We start from the raw sequence: 19043 nt of genomic DNA on the forward strand, positions 1-19043 counted from the left end.
TACTACTTTGTCTGCTTCCACAACGACTTCAATTTCTTCTTTTAGCAATTTATATCCTTGTGGTGCTTTTGTTTCTTTTAATGTGTATGTTCCTGGTTCTAATTTCTGAGAAACTACTTTACCAGTTTTATCTGTTCGTAACGTATCTACTTTCTTGCTGTCTTTATACACTTCGAATTCTGCGTCTGATAATACTTTCGTTTTATCTTCCGCATCTACTTTCACGATTTCGAATTGACCCGTTACTTTTTCATTCGTAACTTCTTGTTTTACTACTTCGTTCGCTACAACGTTCACTTCTACTGTCACTTCTAGCGCTTTATAACCTTCCGGCGCTTTCGTTTCTTCTAACGTATACTTTCCTGGCACTAAGCTTTCGAATTTCACAACGCCGTCTTTATTCGTTGTTTTCGCTTCTCCAACTACTTGACCAGCTTCGTTCTTTAATTTAAATTCCGCACCCGCTAGAACTTTTCCACTCTCTGCATCCTTTTTGATTACTTGTAAGCTTCCTAGTTCTTTTGCATTTTCTACTTGTACTTCTACTACTTTGTCCGCTTCCACAACGACTTCAATTTCTTCTTTTAACAATTTATATCCTTGTGGTGCTTTCGTTTCTTTTAATGTATACTTTCCTGGTTCTAATTTCTGAGAAACTACTTTACCAGTTTTATCTGTTCGTAACGTATCTACTTTTTTACCATCTTTATATACTTCGAATTCTGCATCTGATAATACTTTCGTTTTATCTTCCGCATCTACTTTCACAATTTCAAATTGACCTGTTACTTTTTCGGGGATCTTTTTATTCACCACATCTACAGTCAATACTTTATTAGCCTCTACATCAACAGAAACTGAACTAGATGATAATTCATATCCTTTCGGTGCTTCTACTTCTTTTAATGTATAGCTTCCAACTGGAAGTCGTTTCGATAAGGCTTCACCTTTATCATCTGTAACAATTGTTTCCACAACTTTCCCATCTTTATCGATAACATCAAATTTTGCACCTGGTAGAAGTTGACCAGATTCACTATCTTTTTTCAATAATTTAAATTGGCCATTCTCTACTTTTTTCGTATTCTTCATAACAAGTTCAATTACGTTTGTATTATCAATTGTTACTTTGACTGGTGTATCAACTTTTATATATCCTTCTGGTGCATTTATTTCTTTTACAAAATAGTCACCAAGTGGTAAATCTTTAACTTCCGCAATACCCTTTTCGTTTGTTGTAACAGTAGCCACAACGTTATTATCTTTGTCTATAACATCAAATTTTGCGTCTTTTAAAAAAATGTTTTCATCGTTTTCATCAACTTTTTTAATTTGTAAATGTCCTTTTTCAACTGCTGGTTTATTCCACTTTGGCCAGTTAAATTTAAAGTTATGAACCTCAAAACCATCTCTTTGGTGTAATCCTCCAACATAGGCTTGTCCATTAATAGAACCACCTTTTGTTTCTACAACTGCATTAGGTGCAAACACACTACCTACTACACCATAACCTTTAGTTGTTATCTTTGTAGCATTAGGAAATACCCAAATTACCTTACTAGCTAACTCAGTAAAAGATGAATTAGGATCGTATGCTTGAGATGTATTAATTAAATCCGTCGCCATCCCAGTATTTCTTGTATCATACAAAATTGCACCGCCACCAAAACTCACTTCTTCTGCATCTGAATAAATAACAATAAAGTCTTTATTCTCTACATTCGGAAGAAAAACGTCTTTTACATCAAATGCTTTCTTTCCCGTCTGGCCTGAAGAGACATAAATATTAGGGTTGTTTACATCTTCACCGATTCCAAAGCTCATATTAGGTTTTGGCTTATCAGTGTATAGTTTACTTGCATCCCCAATTACACCATCAACGTCTTTTCTAAATTCTTTAAACTTAGCATCAATCTCCGCTTGCTCTTTATAAGAGATACGGTCATATGACGTTTTCATTGCTCCATCTGGGTCACCGTCTTTTGTCATCGCCACTGTTCCATCTTGAATAATTACCTGTCCTGCTCCCGCTTTCGTAAATTGACCGCCTAGTAATAATGATGGATATCCTTCATCTACCCAAGTTGCTCCAGCTAAGTTATTTGCTCCAGTTGCAGCCGCTACGACTGTATAACTTGATGCGTTCATATTTTTCTGAACAGCCATCGCACCTTCAATATCCGCACTCGTTGCACTATGATCTCCAAAAATGATGGCGTTGTAATAAGATACATCACCTAAACCTTTTAATTCTGTTGTAGCTGCCTCTGCTTTTAATGGTAAATGGATTAAAAAATTCATACATATTAGTAATACAACTATTAAACTACTACTTAACTTTTTAATTTTTTGATTAAATGATTTCCTCAAGAAATTCATTCCCCCTTTTAAACTTCCTAAAACCACAAAAAGAAGTACATATCATATGTACCAAACCTTACTCACATTAACTTAAAATAATCCATTTAAATAAAACAAAGAAACACTACAACTACTTAATAAGATTGCTACAATTCATTTTTGAAATAATACGTGAACTAAACTGTCATGCGGAAATACTTTTACGTATGGGAGCCCAATAAAATTAATCTGAAGAATATTTCATGTGGTGTAACTGTTTTGGCAACATCATCCACTTTACATTAGTTTTCTAAAGGATTCAAGTGAATTGTATAGATTTCATACACAATTCATATTTTAAAACGCTTTCACTATTTTTAATAAGATAAACAAAAAAACGTAGCCAAAAAGCTACGTTTTTCTGTCATCGTTTCGGTGTATTTTTATGATTCTTCAAAAACGGAAGCGGGAATTGCTTACGGAAATGCTCTTTAATCATGTACTCTACACCGTTCTCACTATTTGAACGTGTAATCCAATCTGCTGCTTGCTTTAACTCTACAGGTGCGTTCCCCATCGCTACACCAAGTCCCACGTTTTCAATAACCTCTAAATCTTCCATACTATCTCCAATCGCAACCATTTCATTTAGCGAAATATTTAAATGCTCTCCAAGCAATTGTAATCCGCGTAACTTTGATACATTTTGCGGCAAGATTTCTATTCGTTTTGAATCACATTCAACATACTCTACATCTTGGAATGCTTTTCTTAATGTGTTTAGCCCGCGTTCTTTTTCACCTTTACTTTGGAAAAGAACATCAATTTTTGGCGCCGCTACCGGATGGTCACGAAGCGCGTCACCTAACGAATCTACAAATTGAACTGGATAAAATAACGGATCTGCGCTTGATAATACAGTGCGCGCAATTAAGTTTGGTGTAGTTCTCTCACGATTTCCTATCGAAAACCGTTCATGAGAAATACGTACGTTACAATCAAAGTGCTCTAACACTTGCACAATGTTAAAAGTCTTCTCTTCGGACAATCTTCTTTGAACGTACGGCTTATCTAACGTTGCTGAAACGAAAGCACCACCATGTGTCACTAATATAGAATCTAATTTTAAAGCCTTTGCTACTTTATGAGCGGATTGAAAATTACGGCTCGTAAATAACGTAACGTATACATCTTTTCTTTTCACAAATTCAATTGTTTCTCTTAATCCTTTTGCAATTTTTCCATTGTTGTATAGTAGTGTCCCATCTATATTAAGAGCTAGTAAGCGATAAATCATGTCGCACTCCCCCTCTTCGCTGTTGTACTCTATCCATAATTTATGAAATAAATGTAGCAAATAGAACGAGTTAGAATTACTACTGAAAATTTGGTTTACTATATACATATACACTTAGTAAAGGAGATAGTACAATGCAGGCACCTCCTTCTTTTTATGAAGGCGATACGTTAGAAGTCGCAAAAAAATTACTCGGGCAAAAACTTGTTCATATTGTAGACGGAATAAAGCGAAGCGGAATCATTGTAGAAGTAGAAGCATATAAAGGCCCAGATGATAAGGCCGCACATAGTTACGGCGGCAGACGGACAGATCGCACAGAAGTTATGTTTGGCACACCAGGGCATGCTTACGTATATTTAATTTACGGTATGTACCATTGTTTTAACGTTATTACAGCACCAGTTGGCACCCCGCAAGGTGTTCTCATTCGAGCCCTTGAGCCAGTAGACGGTATTGAAGAAATAAAACTAGCGCGCTACAACAAAACAGACATTACAAAAGCGCAATATAAAAACTTAACAAGCGGTCCTGGCAAACTATGCCGTGCACTCGGAATTACTTTAAAAGAACGAGGCTTATCATTACAAAGTGACACATTGCATATTGAACTGGTCCCAAAAGATGAACATATATCATCACAATATAAAATAGCAGCAGGACCTCGTATTAATATCGACTATGCAGAAGAAGCTGTACATTATCCGTGGCGTTTTTATTATGACGGGCATCCGTTTGTTTCAAAGAAATAAACATATGTAAAGGGAGAGACTATGAGAGGCAAACCTGAACTAAAAATAGAATCAGAAAAAGTATATAAAACGAAGAAAAATCCAAATGGAATGTTTATAGCAAGAATACTACAAATTCCGAAACAAGAAGATAAACTAGACTTTGTCCTTATTTTACAAAATAAAAAAACGAAAAATATTATTTATAACAAAGTTTTAGTAACAACAGATAACGACTATTATTCTTTCCGACTCGCTCGTGGGAATATTAAATGGTCATCCTTATATACTGTTACAGTATGGGATGGGCTTGGACATCAATTAGTAGAAGTATCAGCCTTAACTGGTAAAGAGAACTATTCTATTTCTGATGAGCATTATTCCGCATATCGGGAGTAACTCAAAATAAAAGAGAAGCCGAATTGGCTTCCCTTTTTACTCTGCACCTTCCGCAGTTGCAATATTATCCTCTAAGTTTTCTCTTGATAATTCAGCCGCCATAAAATCAGCTGTTTCTGGAAGTGCTAAATGCATATGAGCTTTTTGACAAATTTGGATCGTACAGTTTTCTATAACATAGTCGAAAACATGTCCACCTCCGCTTCTTTCATCATCAATATAATGTAAGTGGAATCCAGCTACACCAATACCTTGCGCATAATCTGGTGTCCAAAATCCAGCAAGCGTACCTTCTGTATTTTCAAATGAAAAGATTGGTTGTGATTTCGTCACTTCAACGAGCGGTGTATACGGTTTTTCTTGTCTTGGAACAGTTCTCGTCCTTACTTCACGGAACGTACCGTCCATTCGAATACCGTAAAATAAGTTTTTACTTGGCATTAATTCATGTAATAATGCTTCAACTTCTTCACGATTCATCGGATGCTCTACCGTATAACTCATTTCTTTTTCAAAAAACGTTACAGTCGCAAATGGCGTTGTTTCTTCTGGCTCTACTTTTTCCGCTGAACCGTCTGAACGTAAATGATAAAATTCATTATCAAATGCAATCATTTCACCATCTAATTGATCAAATGTGCCGATGCCGAAATCACCATGTTTTTTCAAATCTTCAAAGCTAATCACACCATCATATATACCATCTAATAGCGCAAGCATTGTAGATGTTTGATATACTTCATTACTCATTTTCGTTTTTTTTGCATCAATATCAATTAATTGCGCAACAGTCATCTCAAATCTGCCTCCATTAGTTTAATTGGTTTGGTAATAATTTTTCGCTTAATTTAATGTTGTCACGATAGTCAATTGGAATATCAATAATGACAGGACCATCTGCTGCTAATGCTTCTTTTAATACCCCTTCTAATTCATCAGGCGTGTTAACACGAAGACCTAACGCTCCGAAACTTTCCGCATATTTCACAAGATCAACATCACCAAACTCTGTAGCTGATGTTCTACCGTATTTCATCATTTGTTGGAATGCAACCATATCATATGTGCCGTCTCTCCAAACAAGATGGACGATTGGAGAATTTAAACGTACCGCCGTTTCTAACTCCATCGCTGAGAATAAGAAACCACCGTCACCTGATACGGAAACTACTTTTTTACCTGGTTCTACTAAAGTAGCTGCGATTGCCCAAGGAAGTGCAACACCTAACGTTTGCATACCGTTACTAAATAATAATCTACGTGGTTCATAAGAACGGAAACATCTCGCCATCCAAATAGAATGGGAACCGATGTCACATGTAACAGTTGTATCGTCACTAATTAAAGAACGAAGTGTACGAATCACTTGAAGTGGATGCGTAACACCCTCCGAAGCACGGTTCGGAACTTCTGCTTGTTCTGATAATTTCGCGCGTAATCGTTCTAATACCGCTTCTGATTTCGTACTTAATACAAGTTTCGGTAATTTCTCCGCGATGCTATTTACCGTTAAGGCAATATCACCAATTAATTCACGCTCTGGTTGGTAATCATGGTCGATATCTGCTTGATGGTCGTCAAGATGAATAATCGTTCTGTCGCCAAGTTTATTCCAGAATTTTGGATCATACTCGATTGGATCATAACCGATAGAAATAACAAGGTCTGCTTCTTCTAGTAAAATATCACCTGGTTGGTTACGGAATAATCCAACGCGGCCGAAGAAATGATCTTCTAACTCACGTGAAATCGCACCAGCTGCTTGATATGTTTCAACGACAGGAAGTTCTGTATCCGCAATTAATTTACGAACAGCTTTCGTCACTTCATTTGTGCTCGCTCTCATACCGAGTAAAATAACTGGTAATTTCGCTGATTTTATTTTTTCTACTACATATGTAATATCATTTGTGGGAGCGATTCCAAGCTGTGGCTTAGAAAGCGCACCGATAGACTCTACAGTTGTTTCCGCAGTCATAACGTCTTGCGGAAGACTTACTAAAGTAGCTCCCGGATTTGTGGAAGTCGCACTTCGAAATGCATTACTAAGTGCTTCTGGCACATTATCAGGATGCTCTACTTCTACGCTATATTTTGTGATTGGTTCGAATAGTGCAGCATTATCCATAGATTGATGCGTACGTTTTAATCGATCCGTACGCGGTACTGCACCAGCTAAAGCAACAACGGGATCACTCTCCGCATTCGCAGTAACAAGACCTGTCGCTAAATTTGATGTCCCTGGTCCTGAAGTTACAAGACATACGCCCGGTTTCCCTGTTAATCTACCAATAGCAGCTGCCATAAATGCTGCATTTTGTTCATGACGACAAACGATTAACTCTGGTCCTCTTTCTTGCAATACATCAAATACAGAGTCAATCTTTGCTCCTGGAATACCGAAAACATGTGTAACACCTTGTTTAATTAAACAATCAACAACAAGATCTGCTCCTTTTGTTTTTGTCTTCACGTCGTTTGCTTTTACACCTGTACTCAAAACTAATCATCCCTTTATTTCATAATGTGTGTAATAAAGATTTTAATTTCACCTAGTTAATTAAGCTGGTGAAGTATCATTTATCATTATATTACAAATGCATTATTTTTCCAACAATATGAATTCGACATTATTTTGACAAGATTTAAAGAATACGCTTACAACCTTTTGTTTATCTTAAAATAACATTTTTATATCTCTTCTAAAAATGTACAAAAATACTTCCACCTATTCACATTATTAACAAATTTATAGTACCTTGCAAAGAATAATAGTAAGTGATATATTTGTAAATAATGGAATACCCATTATTTGGAATGTTATTCGCAATTAGTATATCTCCTTTCAAAAAGTAGATATAGATTGTGTGTGCTGTTTAGAAAAAAGATAGGATTTTCAGCCATAATTCATCATTTTATAAAGGAAAGTGATCGTTATGAACAAAAGTGAATTTTTAGAACAACTTAGTTCTTCCCTACGGAATATGCCTAATTCAGAAAAGGAGGATATTATCTCGGAGTACGAAACTCATTTTATTAGTGGTAAACAAGATGGAATATCTGAAGAGGAAATTTCTAAAAAGCTAGGAAATCCTAAAACTATCGCTAAAGAACTTAATATTTCATATGTAATAAGTAACGCTGACAATAGGCGTAGCCTAAAAAATATTATGACAGCACTGTTTTCTGTTATGAGCTTAAGTATTTTAAACTTTATATGTATCATTATCGCCTTTTTCGTACTACTCTTTTTATTACCGATTCTTCTAGCACTTATCATTGCCACGCCAGTATTAATTATTTCGCCTATTTTATTAATAGGATTAGGATTCTTTAAAGGGTTTCATCAAATTAGTTATTCCGATGTTTATAATGTGTTCATCGCTTTTTGCGTCGGTTTACTCATATCCGTCATATCTTATCAAATGGTAAAACATCTATATGCACTTTTAGTAAAGTATTTGAAATGGAATATTGCTATTTTACAAAGACACTAATGAATGTAAAAGGAGATTAAAATGAAGAAATATACTTTATATTCACTCATGCTACTTACTCTTTTATTTCTATCAGCTTGTTCAAACAGTGCACAACCTAAGGAAGAAAACGATGTACAATCTATTAAAGATGTTGCTATTAAAGTTCCAGAAAATATATTTAGTTCCTCAAAGAAAAATGAAAATATTAGTGAAGACGAAATGAAACAAAATATAAAAACTTATTTAGATTATAGCGGAGAGTTATACGAGAACATCGTTCCACTTTCGTCAGCCATGTCTGACGAGAAGGTTACTGAGTCCGACCGGGATAAATTACAAAAACTAATAGATTTAGCTCAACAAAACGATGCGAACTTCCATCATTTTATTAGTAACAATACGATTCCTGCTGATTACAAACAGCCTTCGAAGGAGATTCATAATTATATTTCAGCATCTACAGCACTTTCAGTAGAATTAGATCAGGAAATAGAAAAATTCGCTCAAGATGGTAACTTATTCAAAACTGATTTCTCTTTTACAAAGCGCTTTGAGAAAGTTAATGGTAGGAAGCAAAAAGAAATTGAAGAGTTTTTGAAGGAAAAGAACATTAAAACTGAGTATTTCAGTAAGTGATAATACATGTTAGATCATACATTCCTCTTTAAAATAGTCACCAATATATGGAGATTTTAAAGAAGCTTTATTATGTGTAAGGATGCACTTCATCCGTTTCCTATAAAAAAGGCCTCCTTAAAGGAGGCCCAAGCAAAAACAACAAACGCAAAATAACAACAAACGCAAAATAACAACAAACGCAAAATAACAACAAATAATGGACGATAAAATCACTATATTGACAAAGTATAGGATTTTTATCAATTGGAGTAACTCAACCCTAAATTACTCTTTTAACAATGCAATACTAATAACTTATTACAGCAATTTTTTACCGTGTCTTAAAATAATTGACTGTCTTTCAAATAATTCTATTTATATTGATTGTTATTAATTAGTATATACTTGAATACGACTATACATCCTAATAAAAGGCAATATATTAAGCTGTTAGTCCTCGCGAGTTTATTTTGCCTTTAATGTAACTATACTATATTCTTCCATTTATATCACCGAACATTCCTCTCGTATTCACGCATTTTTCTTGCGTGAATACCGCAACTTAATAAAGAGCTACATTAAAAATTTATAGTTGGAATAAACCATAGTTCTTTCGCCTTTTGTACTGCTTCCATTCTTGATGAAACTTGTAACTTATGAAATATGTCGGTCAATTTATATTCTACCGATCTTTGACTTAAGTTTAATATTTCGGCAAGCTCTCTATTTGTTTTTCCTTTACCAACTTCAACTAGAATCATCTTCTCTTCATCATTTAAAGAAATTATATTTTTCATTTCGCCTTCTACATTTATATTAGATGCATTTTCTACTATCCTTAACTGTCTTACAAGTTGATGAGAAAGAACTACTTCTTTTTTCACTGCATGGCGGATTGCGTTTACCACTTCTTTCTCAGAAGAAGTTTTACTTAATACACCAAGTACTCCGTTATCTATTAATAAATTATAATGTGCAAGCACATCAAATCCTGTAAAAATAAGAATAGCTGCTTCTGGTTGCACACTAAGTATATATTTAGAAAGCTCTAAACCATTTATTTTTGGCATTTGTAAATCTATTAAATATACATCATACTGTTTATTATGCATAACTTCTCTTATTTCTTCACTATCATGGAAAACATCAGCCTCTATATCATCATATCTTTCAATTAATGCTTTAGTCCCTAGGCCAACTGCAACGTGATCATCTACAACAAGAACAGAAATCATTTTTTCATCCCTTCCACATCTAAAGATTGAATCAATTAATCAATTTTCATACTAACTTTAATCTTTAATCCATTATTCACCTTTGAATCTATTGACATTTCTCCACCTAAACTATGAATTCTAGCTACAATCCCGGATAAACCTAAACTACTATAAGAATGATTTAACTCGTCTAAATCTATCCCCATTCCTATCCCATCATCATCATAAGTTAAATTCAAATATCCATTTTGCTCATATAATCGAATTGTAACTTTAGAAGCTTTTGAATGCTTTAGTGCATTATTTAATAACTCCTGAATAATTCTATAAATTGCTTGTTCATATTCTACATTAGGTAGAATAATATTATCTTGAATTTCATAATAGAAGAAAAATGTAGCTTTAAGATTTACTTGTTTAAATAAATCTAATAATGCTTTTTTCAAACCTAATTCATATAGAAATGGAGGACGTAAGTTATTACATGTTTCACGAATGACATAAATATGATCTAAGACATCTTCATACACTTCGTTAATTATTTTTTTCATATCGACATCTGGAATATCTTTATGATATTCCTCTAATTTCCTAGACAAGCGTATTTGGTCTTGTAATACACCATCATGAATATCACTCGCCAAATTTGTCCGCTCTTTTTCAGACAAATTAAATAGTAACTTTGAAAGCCAAATTGGAGGGTGTTTCGGTTCATTTATCGTTTGCAACTGATTCACTAATTCTTCCACTTGATATGAGCATTCTAATAATAAATCAGCATAACTACACAATGTCTCTAACCATCCAATTTCTTGAATGTTCAAACCTCTCCTATTATTAGATTTACATAACAATATAATCATTGTTTTTGCTGAAATGGACAAAACAAACACAAAATGATCTTCTAATTGTATAATGGAACCAACAGTATATGTCTCTAACTGATATCCATTCAATTGCTTTAGCACATCTTCAGAAACATATCCATCCCCAATAATTTGGAGCGAATTATCCCCTTTACTCACTTCAATACAGCATATTTCTTCTATTCTTAATACATCATTGATTTCTCTCTTTATGCTAACAATTAAGTTTGAAAACTTATATTCATTTTTTGCCTAATGTAAAAATCTATGTAAACTAAACTGATAATTTTTCTGAGAATGATATAATTTTTTCCTTAATTTAAAATCCAAATAATCCTTTATAAAGCAAGAAAGCATTAACGAAACAAACAAGATACCAGCAAATCGAATAACATCTAATATGTTATCGCTAGTATTGTGGAAAATTAAAATCCCTAGTATAACGATGAAACCCGTTAGACATATCGACAGTAAAGCATAATATTGAACTCTATGAATAACATAATTATAATCAAATATTTTCCCTTCAATAATCATATAAAAAATACAAATTGGAACCAATAAAAAAAAGATCGCTGTCGTCTCGACACTTATTATTTCTTTGTAATTTATCAAATTAGGAATTAAAAATAAGAATATAAATGGCATGGCTGATATGATTGTGCTCATAATAATAACTCTTATAAACTTAAAATAATAACTTTTTCTACTTTTAAAATAAAATCTAAACAATACATATACTGTTAATAAAAACAAAACAGAACTTAACAATATAATATAACTCGTCGATAAATCATTATATTTTAAATAAATAAAAATGGTTAAACAAACTAAAATAAACGCTATTATATTTATGTAGATTAATTTTGTTTTTGTTATAAACCTTATCTTCAAGTTTTTCGTAAACATGTCCATAAATTTTATAAAAAAGACAACTGAGTACGTTAAAGAAATAGCAACTACAATATACGCTATTGAATCTTTTCGTAACCCCGCCATAATACTAATGTAACTCATTCCTAAACAATGCAGAAAATAGATTAAATCTTTCGTTCCTGCATTCAAGTATGGAGCACGTATTAAAATATATGTAGCCACAAAAAAACACGTTAGATAAAACACAGTTGGTAAAAAAAGATGATAAACCAATTGCTTATCGTACGGATTATACTCTACTTTATATTCTTCTATTGTTCCCCCTTTCTTCATTGTAATTTTCTTTACCCTTTCAGTAGCGCCATATAATGAAATATTAGAGTTATCATCAGGGAGAATCCCATCTATTTTTTCAATAATATCCCCGACTGCTAGATCTTGTTCTGCTGCCCAGCTATTTTTCACAATATTATTAATCACCAAATGATTTTCTTGATGCTCTATCTCAATCCCTATCCTAGGATATAACATAATTTCGATTGCAAAATAACTAAATAAACTAAGCGATAGTAACGTTACAATCAATTGATATTCATACTTAAATACTCGAATCACTTTTGTACAAAACTCCTTTATAACTACAGCAATAACTCCACTTTCCACATTTTGTCATCATAAATTAAAGCATACACATTTCATTTAACGGTTATAAGCACAAAAAATATAGTTATCCTCTAATATAGAATAACTTTCACATTATCATTCACATTTGTTAGATAGAATTTATCATTCATTCAATAAATCTCTACTTTGTTAGTTGTAATACTAATATTATTTATCCTAATTTCAGACTCATTTATAAGTAAAATTCCTAATAGCTGAGAATTTTGATAAAAAATCACTTTCCATCATCACATGTACCAACTTTTTTAATGATATTTCATATTTAAAGTGATATAACTCGATACAACGCCTCACAGTTCACCTTCCTCCTTGTCCTAATATGCAATTTTAAAGAAAAACCTTAGTTAATACTAATGAAAGTTTATTCATATTTCATCAAAAATTGATTACGCTTTACCGAACATGAATTATTCGGATATATAATATAAAACGTACAGTTCCCCTTATTCCAAATATAAGCCTTTTTCTACAACAAAAAAGACGCTCCTAAACTAGGAGCGTCTTCCACTATTAAGCTTGTTGTTGCGCGCTATATAATTCTTCAAGTGGCTTCATGATAATTTTGTTAACGTCACCGATTACAACGTTTAGGCGTTGCTCAGTTTCCATTAATTTTGTAATTTTAGCATCTTGTTGAATGCGAGCTACAACTTCTTGTGCTTGTTGGTTGTCTTCTTCAGTGATTTCTTGGCCTTGCATCATTTTTTGTTGTAGGCTAAGTTGCATTGTACGGAACTCATCGAATAAATTCTTTGAAGCTGTGTCAGCTTGAACTGCTGCGTAGCTCTCTTTTAAAGTTTTGAAGTCTTCGTTTTCAGCGATTGCTTTTTGTAATTCATATGCAACATCATGAATGTTCTTTGTCATTTTATTTTTCCTCCTTTAGAAGGCTAGCGCTTTTCATACGCACTGCCTTTTCAGTGCATTTACATACGCACCTCTTCTTACCATATCAAACTATGCAAGAGATGTGAAGAAATTTCACTTTTATTTCTATGTACTCACCTTATTATCTAAGAAACAATAGTAACAATCCTTGCATGAGACCGATCATTCCACCTAATAATGCTCCTAAATACGTAATCATTTTCAATTCGTTTTTCGTAATAGACAGAACTAAGTCTTCTAATCTTTCTGTTGAGAATGTAGACACTTCTTGCTGGACAATTTCCGCAAGGTGTAGATTATTTAGTATACTCTCTACGTTTTCTGTTCCCCACTTCAAGCCTTTCTTTACTGCACTTGGAACCACTTTTTCAATAATTGTTTCTCGAACCGGCTCACATACTTGCTGAACAGATTGATTTAAAAACTTACTCACTGTTTCCTCTACTTTAACTGCTGACAGCACGGAGCTTACAATCATTTCTTTCTCTACAAATGCTTCTAATTCTTTTACATCTCTTCCTTTTAACTTTTCCCACTCTTTTTGCAGTACGTCAGTTAAAAGCTGCTTTGTACCATCTTGACCTAAAAACTTAATAACTTCTGGCTGCACACGATCCACTACACTTACATTTCCTAAAAACATTCCGACTAAGTTAAGTAGCGTTCCGCGAGAAGCAAAGAAATCATCAATCATTTTTGAAAGACGTGCTTTCCCTTCTTCACTTTCAAAAAAGCTAATTCCTCGCTCTAAAATAAACGCCGAGACATTCGGAATCGCATTCTCTACTTTTTCATTTACAGAATGAGGTAAAGCCTGTTCCCATGTATATGTATAATACTCTGCTAAAAATGCATGAATTTTTTCTGTAATAACATGTTCGATTTTTCGAGTCGCTTCTTCTTCTACATGCGCTACATTCCATTTTTCTAACATATGTCGCAGTGATTGTTCATTCGTAATTACTTTATCCACTTCCACTTGCGCCCAGTGAATTAAACCTTTTTGAAACTCTTCATTTGTTAGCTTTTTTCCAATTCCTTCTGGTGTTAACAAATGTTCTACAACCATATTTCCTAATTGAACAGCAAGTTCATCACGACGCTTCGGAATTAACCCTGGTGTAAATGGAACTTGAAACTTTCCGATATAAATAGGACGATGAGGACGAAATAACATTTTTATCGCTAAATGATTCGTATATCCCCCAATAATTGCTCCGAGTCCTGTCGTCGTTAACATATTTAACCATATATTCATTACAATCAACCTTTCACTTCTCCAAAACTATAGCATATCATCATACGGACAAAAGTATAATGGTATAAAAACGTATTTGCAATATATAGCTTCGCCTATTATGCAAATAGTAGTAAAGGAGTGATTTCGTTGGTTCTCGGTCTTTTAGCTTCTAAACTTCATTACGAACAAACGTATTACACCGAAATCGCTAAACGCGCTCGGCTTTATCATAATATCGTTGCCCAGTTTACGCCATTTTGTATTGATCCTAAAACAGACCTTATTTCTGGTCTTATTTACGATACAGATACAGGAAAATGGAAAGAGCAAACATTCCCTATTCCTTCTTATATATATGATCGTTATTCTTTTCACGAGGAAACAGACTTTGAAAAAGCAAAATCAATTATTCACTCTTTGCACAATCGTCCTTCCACTACCTTTTTAAATAACACACTTATTAATTTAAGTGAACTACATGATTTATTTCTCACTAATAAAAAACTGTCTCCTTATATACCAAAATTTGAAATTGCAACGATACAAAACATTTTCAAACTGTTGTTAAAAACTAAAGATATTATTATACGCCCCACTAATATACATTCTAAGGATAACTTATATCGAATTGCTTACAAAAATAAAACGTTTCATATCGATACAGTAAATGAAAAATACCATACTTCTATTACAAACAAACGGACAGACGAATTTATATCTTGGTGTAAATCTAACATACGTTCATCCCGTTACATAGCACACACTATGCTACAACCACCAAACCAATTAACATATCCACTCCACATTCGAACCATTTTGCAAAAAAACAAAGAACAAACCTGGAATGTTATAGGTCAATTTATACAAAAAAGCTCATTTCCTAATCAACTTTTACCCTCAACAACGGACGATGATTCATTACATTCATTTTCAAAAATTAAATACGTACTATCTAGTACGGGTGTGCAACTATTGCAAGATGCTTTACACGACATTGTAAATGAAGTATTCCAAACACTAGATCAGTCTTATTCTTCGTTATTTGAACTAGAACTTTCCACAATTATGGATCAAAAAGGCGCAATTTGGCTTATGTATGTCAACACGATTCCCCCTTACGAACAATACATTCGTCATAGTGATTCATTAGCTGAAAAGATATTTCACGGACCACTTAAATTCAGTCGCTTTACACCATAATGAAAGGAGGTAAACCTATTTTGAAAGAACATATATATACATTAAACATTTCAGATGAACATCCAAATAGTATTACTTTACCTTACGTTTTTTCTATTACGCCACCTATTACATCCCTCTCCTTCGGTATACGTCACATTGCAAGTGAAGAGGTGAAAATTCATTATTCCTTTACTCGCGAAATTATTATCGGAAAACATATTGCCGAAAAACTTTTACTACCTCAATCCACTACTATTCATGCATTCACACAAAACCAAACAATTATTTTCGGACCATTAATCGGCATTTTTACAACTGGCTTTAACGATGATTCTTCTAACCCTTTAGGAAATCGTTCAATTGCTCTCAGTGAGTTGTTAACACCACCATTCTCATTACGACCGTTCGTATTCGTCTTTGGCGTTCAGCATATAAACTGGGAAGAAGAAACGATTGAAGGATATTTCTTTCAAGAGAAACAATGGATAAAGAAAAAGGTCCCTTTACCAAATGTTATTTACGATCGATTACCGAATCGACAAGCAGAAAATTACAAACCGATCGTCAGAGCAAAAAGAAAGTTAGAACATGACTACTCCATTCCATGGTTTAACCCAGGATTTTTCAATAAATGGGACGTTCATCAACTTCTTATAAAAGACGAATCAATTAGACACTTATTACCAAACACAGAAGCATTTCAGCATTTTGAACAAGTAGAACGGTTTCTTGGCACGTATAAATCTGTGTACATGAAACCAATACACGGGAGCTTTGGTAGAAATATTCATCAAATATTTTATTCCCAAACAGAGAATTGCTACTACTGTCGTTATCGCGAAAATGAAAAAAATAAACTGAGAAAGTATCAATCATTAGAAACTCTTCTAAACCACGTATTAAAAGGACATGATTTAAAAAAGTTTATCGTACAGCAAGGTATTTCATTACTTCGCTTCGATGGGCAACCTGTTGATTTCCGCATTCATACAAATAAAAACCATTTCGGTAATTGGATAGTTAGTGCAATCGTCGCCAAAATCGCCGGCAAAGGCAGTTTAACAACGCACGTAAATAGCGGCGGTGATACAAAATTGCTACAAGAGCTTTTTCCAGATTCAACGAAACAAGTTCAAATTGAAAATAAATTAAAACATACTGCCTTACAAATAAGTTACGCGCTCGATGAACAAGTAACCGGAAATATTGGAGAAATCGGTTTTGATATCGGTTTAGACACAAAGGAAAATCCGTGGCTCTTTGAAGCTAACTCTAAACCTGGGCGAACTGTATTCCAAGATGAAAAATTAAAAGAACAAAGTGAAATGACGCGCCAATTATTTTACGAATATGCCGTCTACTTAACTGAACATTCTTTACGTGATACAAAAGAAAAAATGTCTCAAATAAAATCAGGGACTTCATCAAACACCGAACATATCCCTTCTCCTATGATTCACTCACAAATACAAAAACAAAAACTTCCACCTAGATAATAAGGTGGAAGTTTTCTATTTACACAAGTTTCACTACAACCTCAGTTTCCACGTTACATACTCCGCAATAAAAAATATGATTGCAATATTCATTTGAATTATTATGCGTTAAACCATCTACTGCACTTAATAATTCTTGATCCATATAGGCACTATAATCGTCTATGTAATCTACAGACTTCCCATAATCTTGGAGTATACTTTGGCAATTTTGACAAGAATATGTTTGTGATTCTAATGCGTTGCAAAGCGGGCAAATCCCCATCATTATTCCTCCATACGTTATCGTTTAAAGCCTCTCTTTTTTAGATTGAAGAGAGCACCTACCCATGCATAGGAGCGGTCACTCCATCCCTACTTAAAAATAGAACTATGAAGTCGCTACCGATTTCATTTCAATAAATCATAAATAAGAAGCTAATAATTAGCCTACAAGTAGCAGGCTACAATGAGAAAATTATATTTAATATCCTCCTTAGTTTGGCCTGTTTTCTTAAAAATACAACGATTACTCTTATTTCATAATTTACGAAATCAATACGTTTTTTTGACAAAATTTACAAATTATTATTTTGTATATCTTTCTAGGTAACATCCATACTATGAGTACAAACTTAATTACCGATGGATTAGCGCCAACCGGGGCGATAATCTGGTTCAACTCCAGCTAGTCCAACCAAAAAAAATTTTTATAACTCTAAGGAGGATATATTCCTATGGCAAACCAAAATTCTTCAAATCAATTAGTAGTACCAGGTGCAACAGCTGCAATCGATCAAATGAAGTACGAAATCGCTCAAGAATTTGGTGTACAATTAGGAGCAGATTCTACGGCTCGCGCTAACGGTTCAGTTGGTGGAGAAATTACAAAACGTCTAGTTGCAATGGCTGAGCAAAGCCTTGGCGGATTCCACAAATAAATATATATGGCAAAAAGGTCTCAAGGCATATGCCTTGAGACCTTCCTTAATTTATTGCAACATTTGTAAAAACTTCTTCGTACGTTCTTCTTTTGGATTTGTAAATACTTCTTCTGGTGTACCTTGTTCGACAACGACACCACCATCCATGAAAATAACACGATTGGCAATTTGATGTGCAAAACGCATTTCGTGCGTTACAATAACCATCGTCATGCCTTCTTTAGCAAGTTCTTTCATTACTTTCAAAACTTCTTGAACGAGTTCAGGATCAAGCGCTGAAGTCGGCTCATCAAATAGTAACACTTCTGGCTCCATCGCAAGCGCACGCGCAATTCCAACGCGCTGTTGTTGTCCACCTGATAATTGGAATGGATATAAATCCACTTTATCTGCTAAACCAACTTTTTCAAGGAAATAGTTTGCTTTTTTCTTTGCTTCTTCTTTCCCTACTTTTTTCACTGTAATGAGCCCTTCCATTACATTCTGAAGTGCTGTTAAATGAGGGAATAAGTTATGGTGCTGGAAGACCATACCTGTTTGTGTACGAAGATTTACAATATCTTTCTTCGATACTTTTTGAGCGAAATTAAGCTCTTTATTACCGATGCTAATATTACCAGCATCCGGTGTTTCTAGTACGTTGAGACAACGCAAGAATGTCGTTTTACCAGATCCAGACGGCCCAATAATAACAACAACCTCGCCCTTCTCAACTGATAAATCTATATGCTTTAGTACGGTATTATCTCCGAAACTTTTTTGTAAGTGCTGAATTGAAATCATAAAAACAAAAACTCCTTTTGTAAA

18 protein-coding genes are annotated in these 19043 nt (G+C 33.9%); 7 read left to right on the forward strand and 11 right to left on the reverse strand.

The genetic code is table 11. The features are described 5' to 3' along the window. Together BUA87_RS12990 and BUA87_RS12995 are read right to left on the reverse strand one after the other, a co-directional pair. A partial coding sequence (locus BUA87_RS12990) for an MSCRAMM family protein (RefSeq protein ID WP_142953282.1) occupies positions 1-2379 on the reverse strand: 2379 nt, incomplete at its 3' end. 385 nt (positions 2380-2764) lie between these two features. After that, positions 2765-3637, reverse strand: coding sequence for a Cof-type HAD-IIB family hydrolase (locus tag BUA87_RS12995; protein WP_061660059.1), 873 nt, complete (start codon positions 3635-3637; stop codon positions 2765-2767). A gap of 134 nt (positions 3638-3771) precedes the next feature. Here BUA87_RS12995 and BUA87_RS13000 point away from each other — a divergent pair, with 134 nt between their 5' ends. Both BUA87_RS13000 and BUA87_RS13005 read left to right on the forward strand, forming a co-directional pair. After that, on the forward strand, positions 3772-4389 hold the full coding sequence (locus BUA87_RS13000; protein WP_072939881.1) for a DNA-3-methyladenine glycosylase: 618 nt from the start codon (positions 3772-3774) through the stop codon (positions 4387-4389). Between the two features lie 21 nt (positions 4390-4410). Continuing rightward, positions 4411-4767: a hypothetical protein gene (locus BUA87_RS13005; RefSeq protein ID WP_001214381.1), complete on the forward strand. Its 357-nt coding sequence runs from the start codon at positions 4411-4413 to the stop codon at positions 4765-4767. 36 nt (positions 4768-4803) lie between these two features. Here BUA87_RS13005 and alsD read toward each other — a convergent pair whose 3' ends face one another. Then, positions 4804-5562 carry an alpha-acetolactate decarboxylase gene (alsD, locus tag BUA87_RS13010; RefSeq protein ID WP_000215004.1) on the reverse strand — a complete coding sequence of 253 codons (759 nt, stop codon included), beginning with the start codon at positions 5560-5562 and terminating at the stop codon, positions 4804-4806. A gap of 16 nt (positions 5563-5578) precedes the next feature. Continuing rightward, complete coding sequence (gene alsS / locus BUA87_RS13015) at positions 5579-7267, reverse strand: acetolactate synthase AlsS (protein ID WP_023521267.1); 1689 nt, start codon at positions 7265-7267, stop codon at positions 5579-5581. A gap of 436 nt (positions 7268-7703) precedes the next feature. On the opposite strand from alsS, the gene BUA87_RS13020 reads away from it, so the two are divergent. Both BUA87_RS13020 and BUA87_RS13025 read left to right on the forward strand, forming a co-directional pair. Beyond that, entirely contained in the window at positions 7704-8264 is a 561-nt protein-coding gene (locus BUA87_RS13020; protein ID WP_016513650.1) for an HAAS signaling domain-containing protein, read from the forward strand. A 21-nt stretch (positions 8265-8285) separates the two neighbouring features. Then, positions 8286-8882 (forward strand): NDxxF motif lipoprotein, encoded by a 597-nt coding sequence (locus BUA87_RS13025; RefSeq protein WP_071713862.1) that lies wholly within the window; start codon positions 8286-8288, stop codon positions 8880-8882. Positions 8883-9442: 560 nt separating this feature from the next. On the opposite strand, the gene BUA87_RS13030 is transcribed toward BUA87_RS13025, so the two are convergent. From BUA87_RS13030 to BUA87_RS13045, 5 genes are all read right to left on the reverse strand, one after another. Beyond that, positions 9443-10099, reverse strand: coding sequence for a response regulator transcription factor (locus BUA87_RS13030; protein WP_000626498.1), 657 nt, complete (start codon positions 10097-10099; stop codon positions 9443-9445). A 35-nt stretch (positions 10100-10134) separates the two neighbouring features. After that, the gene (locus BUA87_RS31825) at positions 10135-11106 is read right to left on the reverse strand and encodes a sensor histidine kinase (RefSeq protein WP_253207793.1); all 972 of its coding nucleotides are present in this window, start codon (positions 11104-11106) and stop codon (positions 10135-10137) included. 93 nt (positions 11107-11199) lie between these two features. Further along, on the reverse strand, positions 11200-12486 hold the full coding sequence (locus BUA87_RS31830; protein ID WP_255291140.1) for a PDZ domain-containing protein: 1287 nt from the start codon (positions 12484-12486) through the stop codon (positions 11200-11202). A 531-nt stretch (positions 12487-13017) separates the two neighbouring features. After that, entirely contained in the window at positions 13018-13374 is a 357-nt protein-coding gene (locus BUA87_RS13040) for a YlbF/YmcA family competence regulator (RefSeq protein WP_000164614.1), read from the reverse strand. A gap of 142 nt (positions 13375-13516) precedes the next feature. After that, complete coding sequence (locus tag BUA87_RS13045) at positions 13517-14653, reverse strand: DUF445 domain-containing protein (RefSeq protein ID WP_029948477.1); 1137 nt, start codon at positions 14651-14653, stop codon at positions 13517-13519. A gap of 129 nt (positions 14654-14782) precedes the next feature. Here BUA87_RS13045 and BUA87_RS13050 point away from each other — a divergent pair, with 129 nt between their 5' ends. Together BUA87_RS13050 and BUA87_RS13055 are read left to right on the forward strand one after the other, a co-directional pair. Continuing rightward, positions 14783-15835, forward strand: coding sequence for a YheC/YheD family endospore coat-associated protein (locus BUA87_RS13050; protein WP_071713864.1), 1053 nt, complete (start codon positions 14783-14785; stop codon positions 15833-15835). A gap of 20 nt (positions 15836-15855) precedes the next feature. Beyond that, on the forward strand, positions 15856-17313 hold the full coding sequence (locus BUA87_RS13055) for a YheC/YheD family endospore coat-associated protein (RefSeq protein WP_000658097.1): 1458 nt from the start codon (positions 15856-15858) through the stop codon (positions 17311-17313). Between the two features lie 19 nt (positions 17314-17332). Here BUA87_RS13055 and BUA87_RS13060 read toward each other — a convergent pair whose 3' ends face one another. Next, positions 17333-17578, reverse strand: coding sequence for a hypothetical protein (locus BUA87_RS13060; protein ID WP_000510474.1), 246 nt, complete (start codon positions 17576-17578; stop codon positions 17333-17335). A 451-nt stretch (positions 17579-18029) separates the two neighbouring features. Here BUA87_RS13060 and sasP point away from each other — a divergent pair, with 451 nt between their 5' ends. Beyond that, positions 18030-18233: a small acid-soluble spore protein, SasP family gene (gene sasP / locus BUA87_RS13065; protein WP_000013338.1), complete on the forward strand. Its 204-nt coding sequence runs from the start codon at positions 18030-18032 to the stop codon at positions 18231-18233. Positions 18234-18284: 51 nt separating this feature from the next. Here the strand turns inward: sasP and BUA87_RS13070 are convergent, their stop codons facing one another. Beyond that, positions 18285-19019 carry an amino acid ABC transporter ATP-binding protein gene (locus tag BUA87_RS13070; protein WP_000623591.1) on the reverse strand — a complete coding sequence of 245 codons (735 nt, stop codon included), beginning with the start codon at positions 19017-19019 and terminating at the stop codon, positions 18285-18287. Positions 19020-19043: the final 24 nt, after the last annotated feature.

The organism is Bacillus sp. bc15 (assembly GCF_900142585.1).
Taxonomy (GTDB): domain Bacteria; phylum Bacillota; class Bacilli; order Bacillales; family Bacillaceae_G; genus Bacillus_A; species Bacillus_A cereus.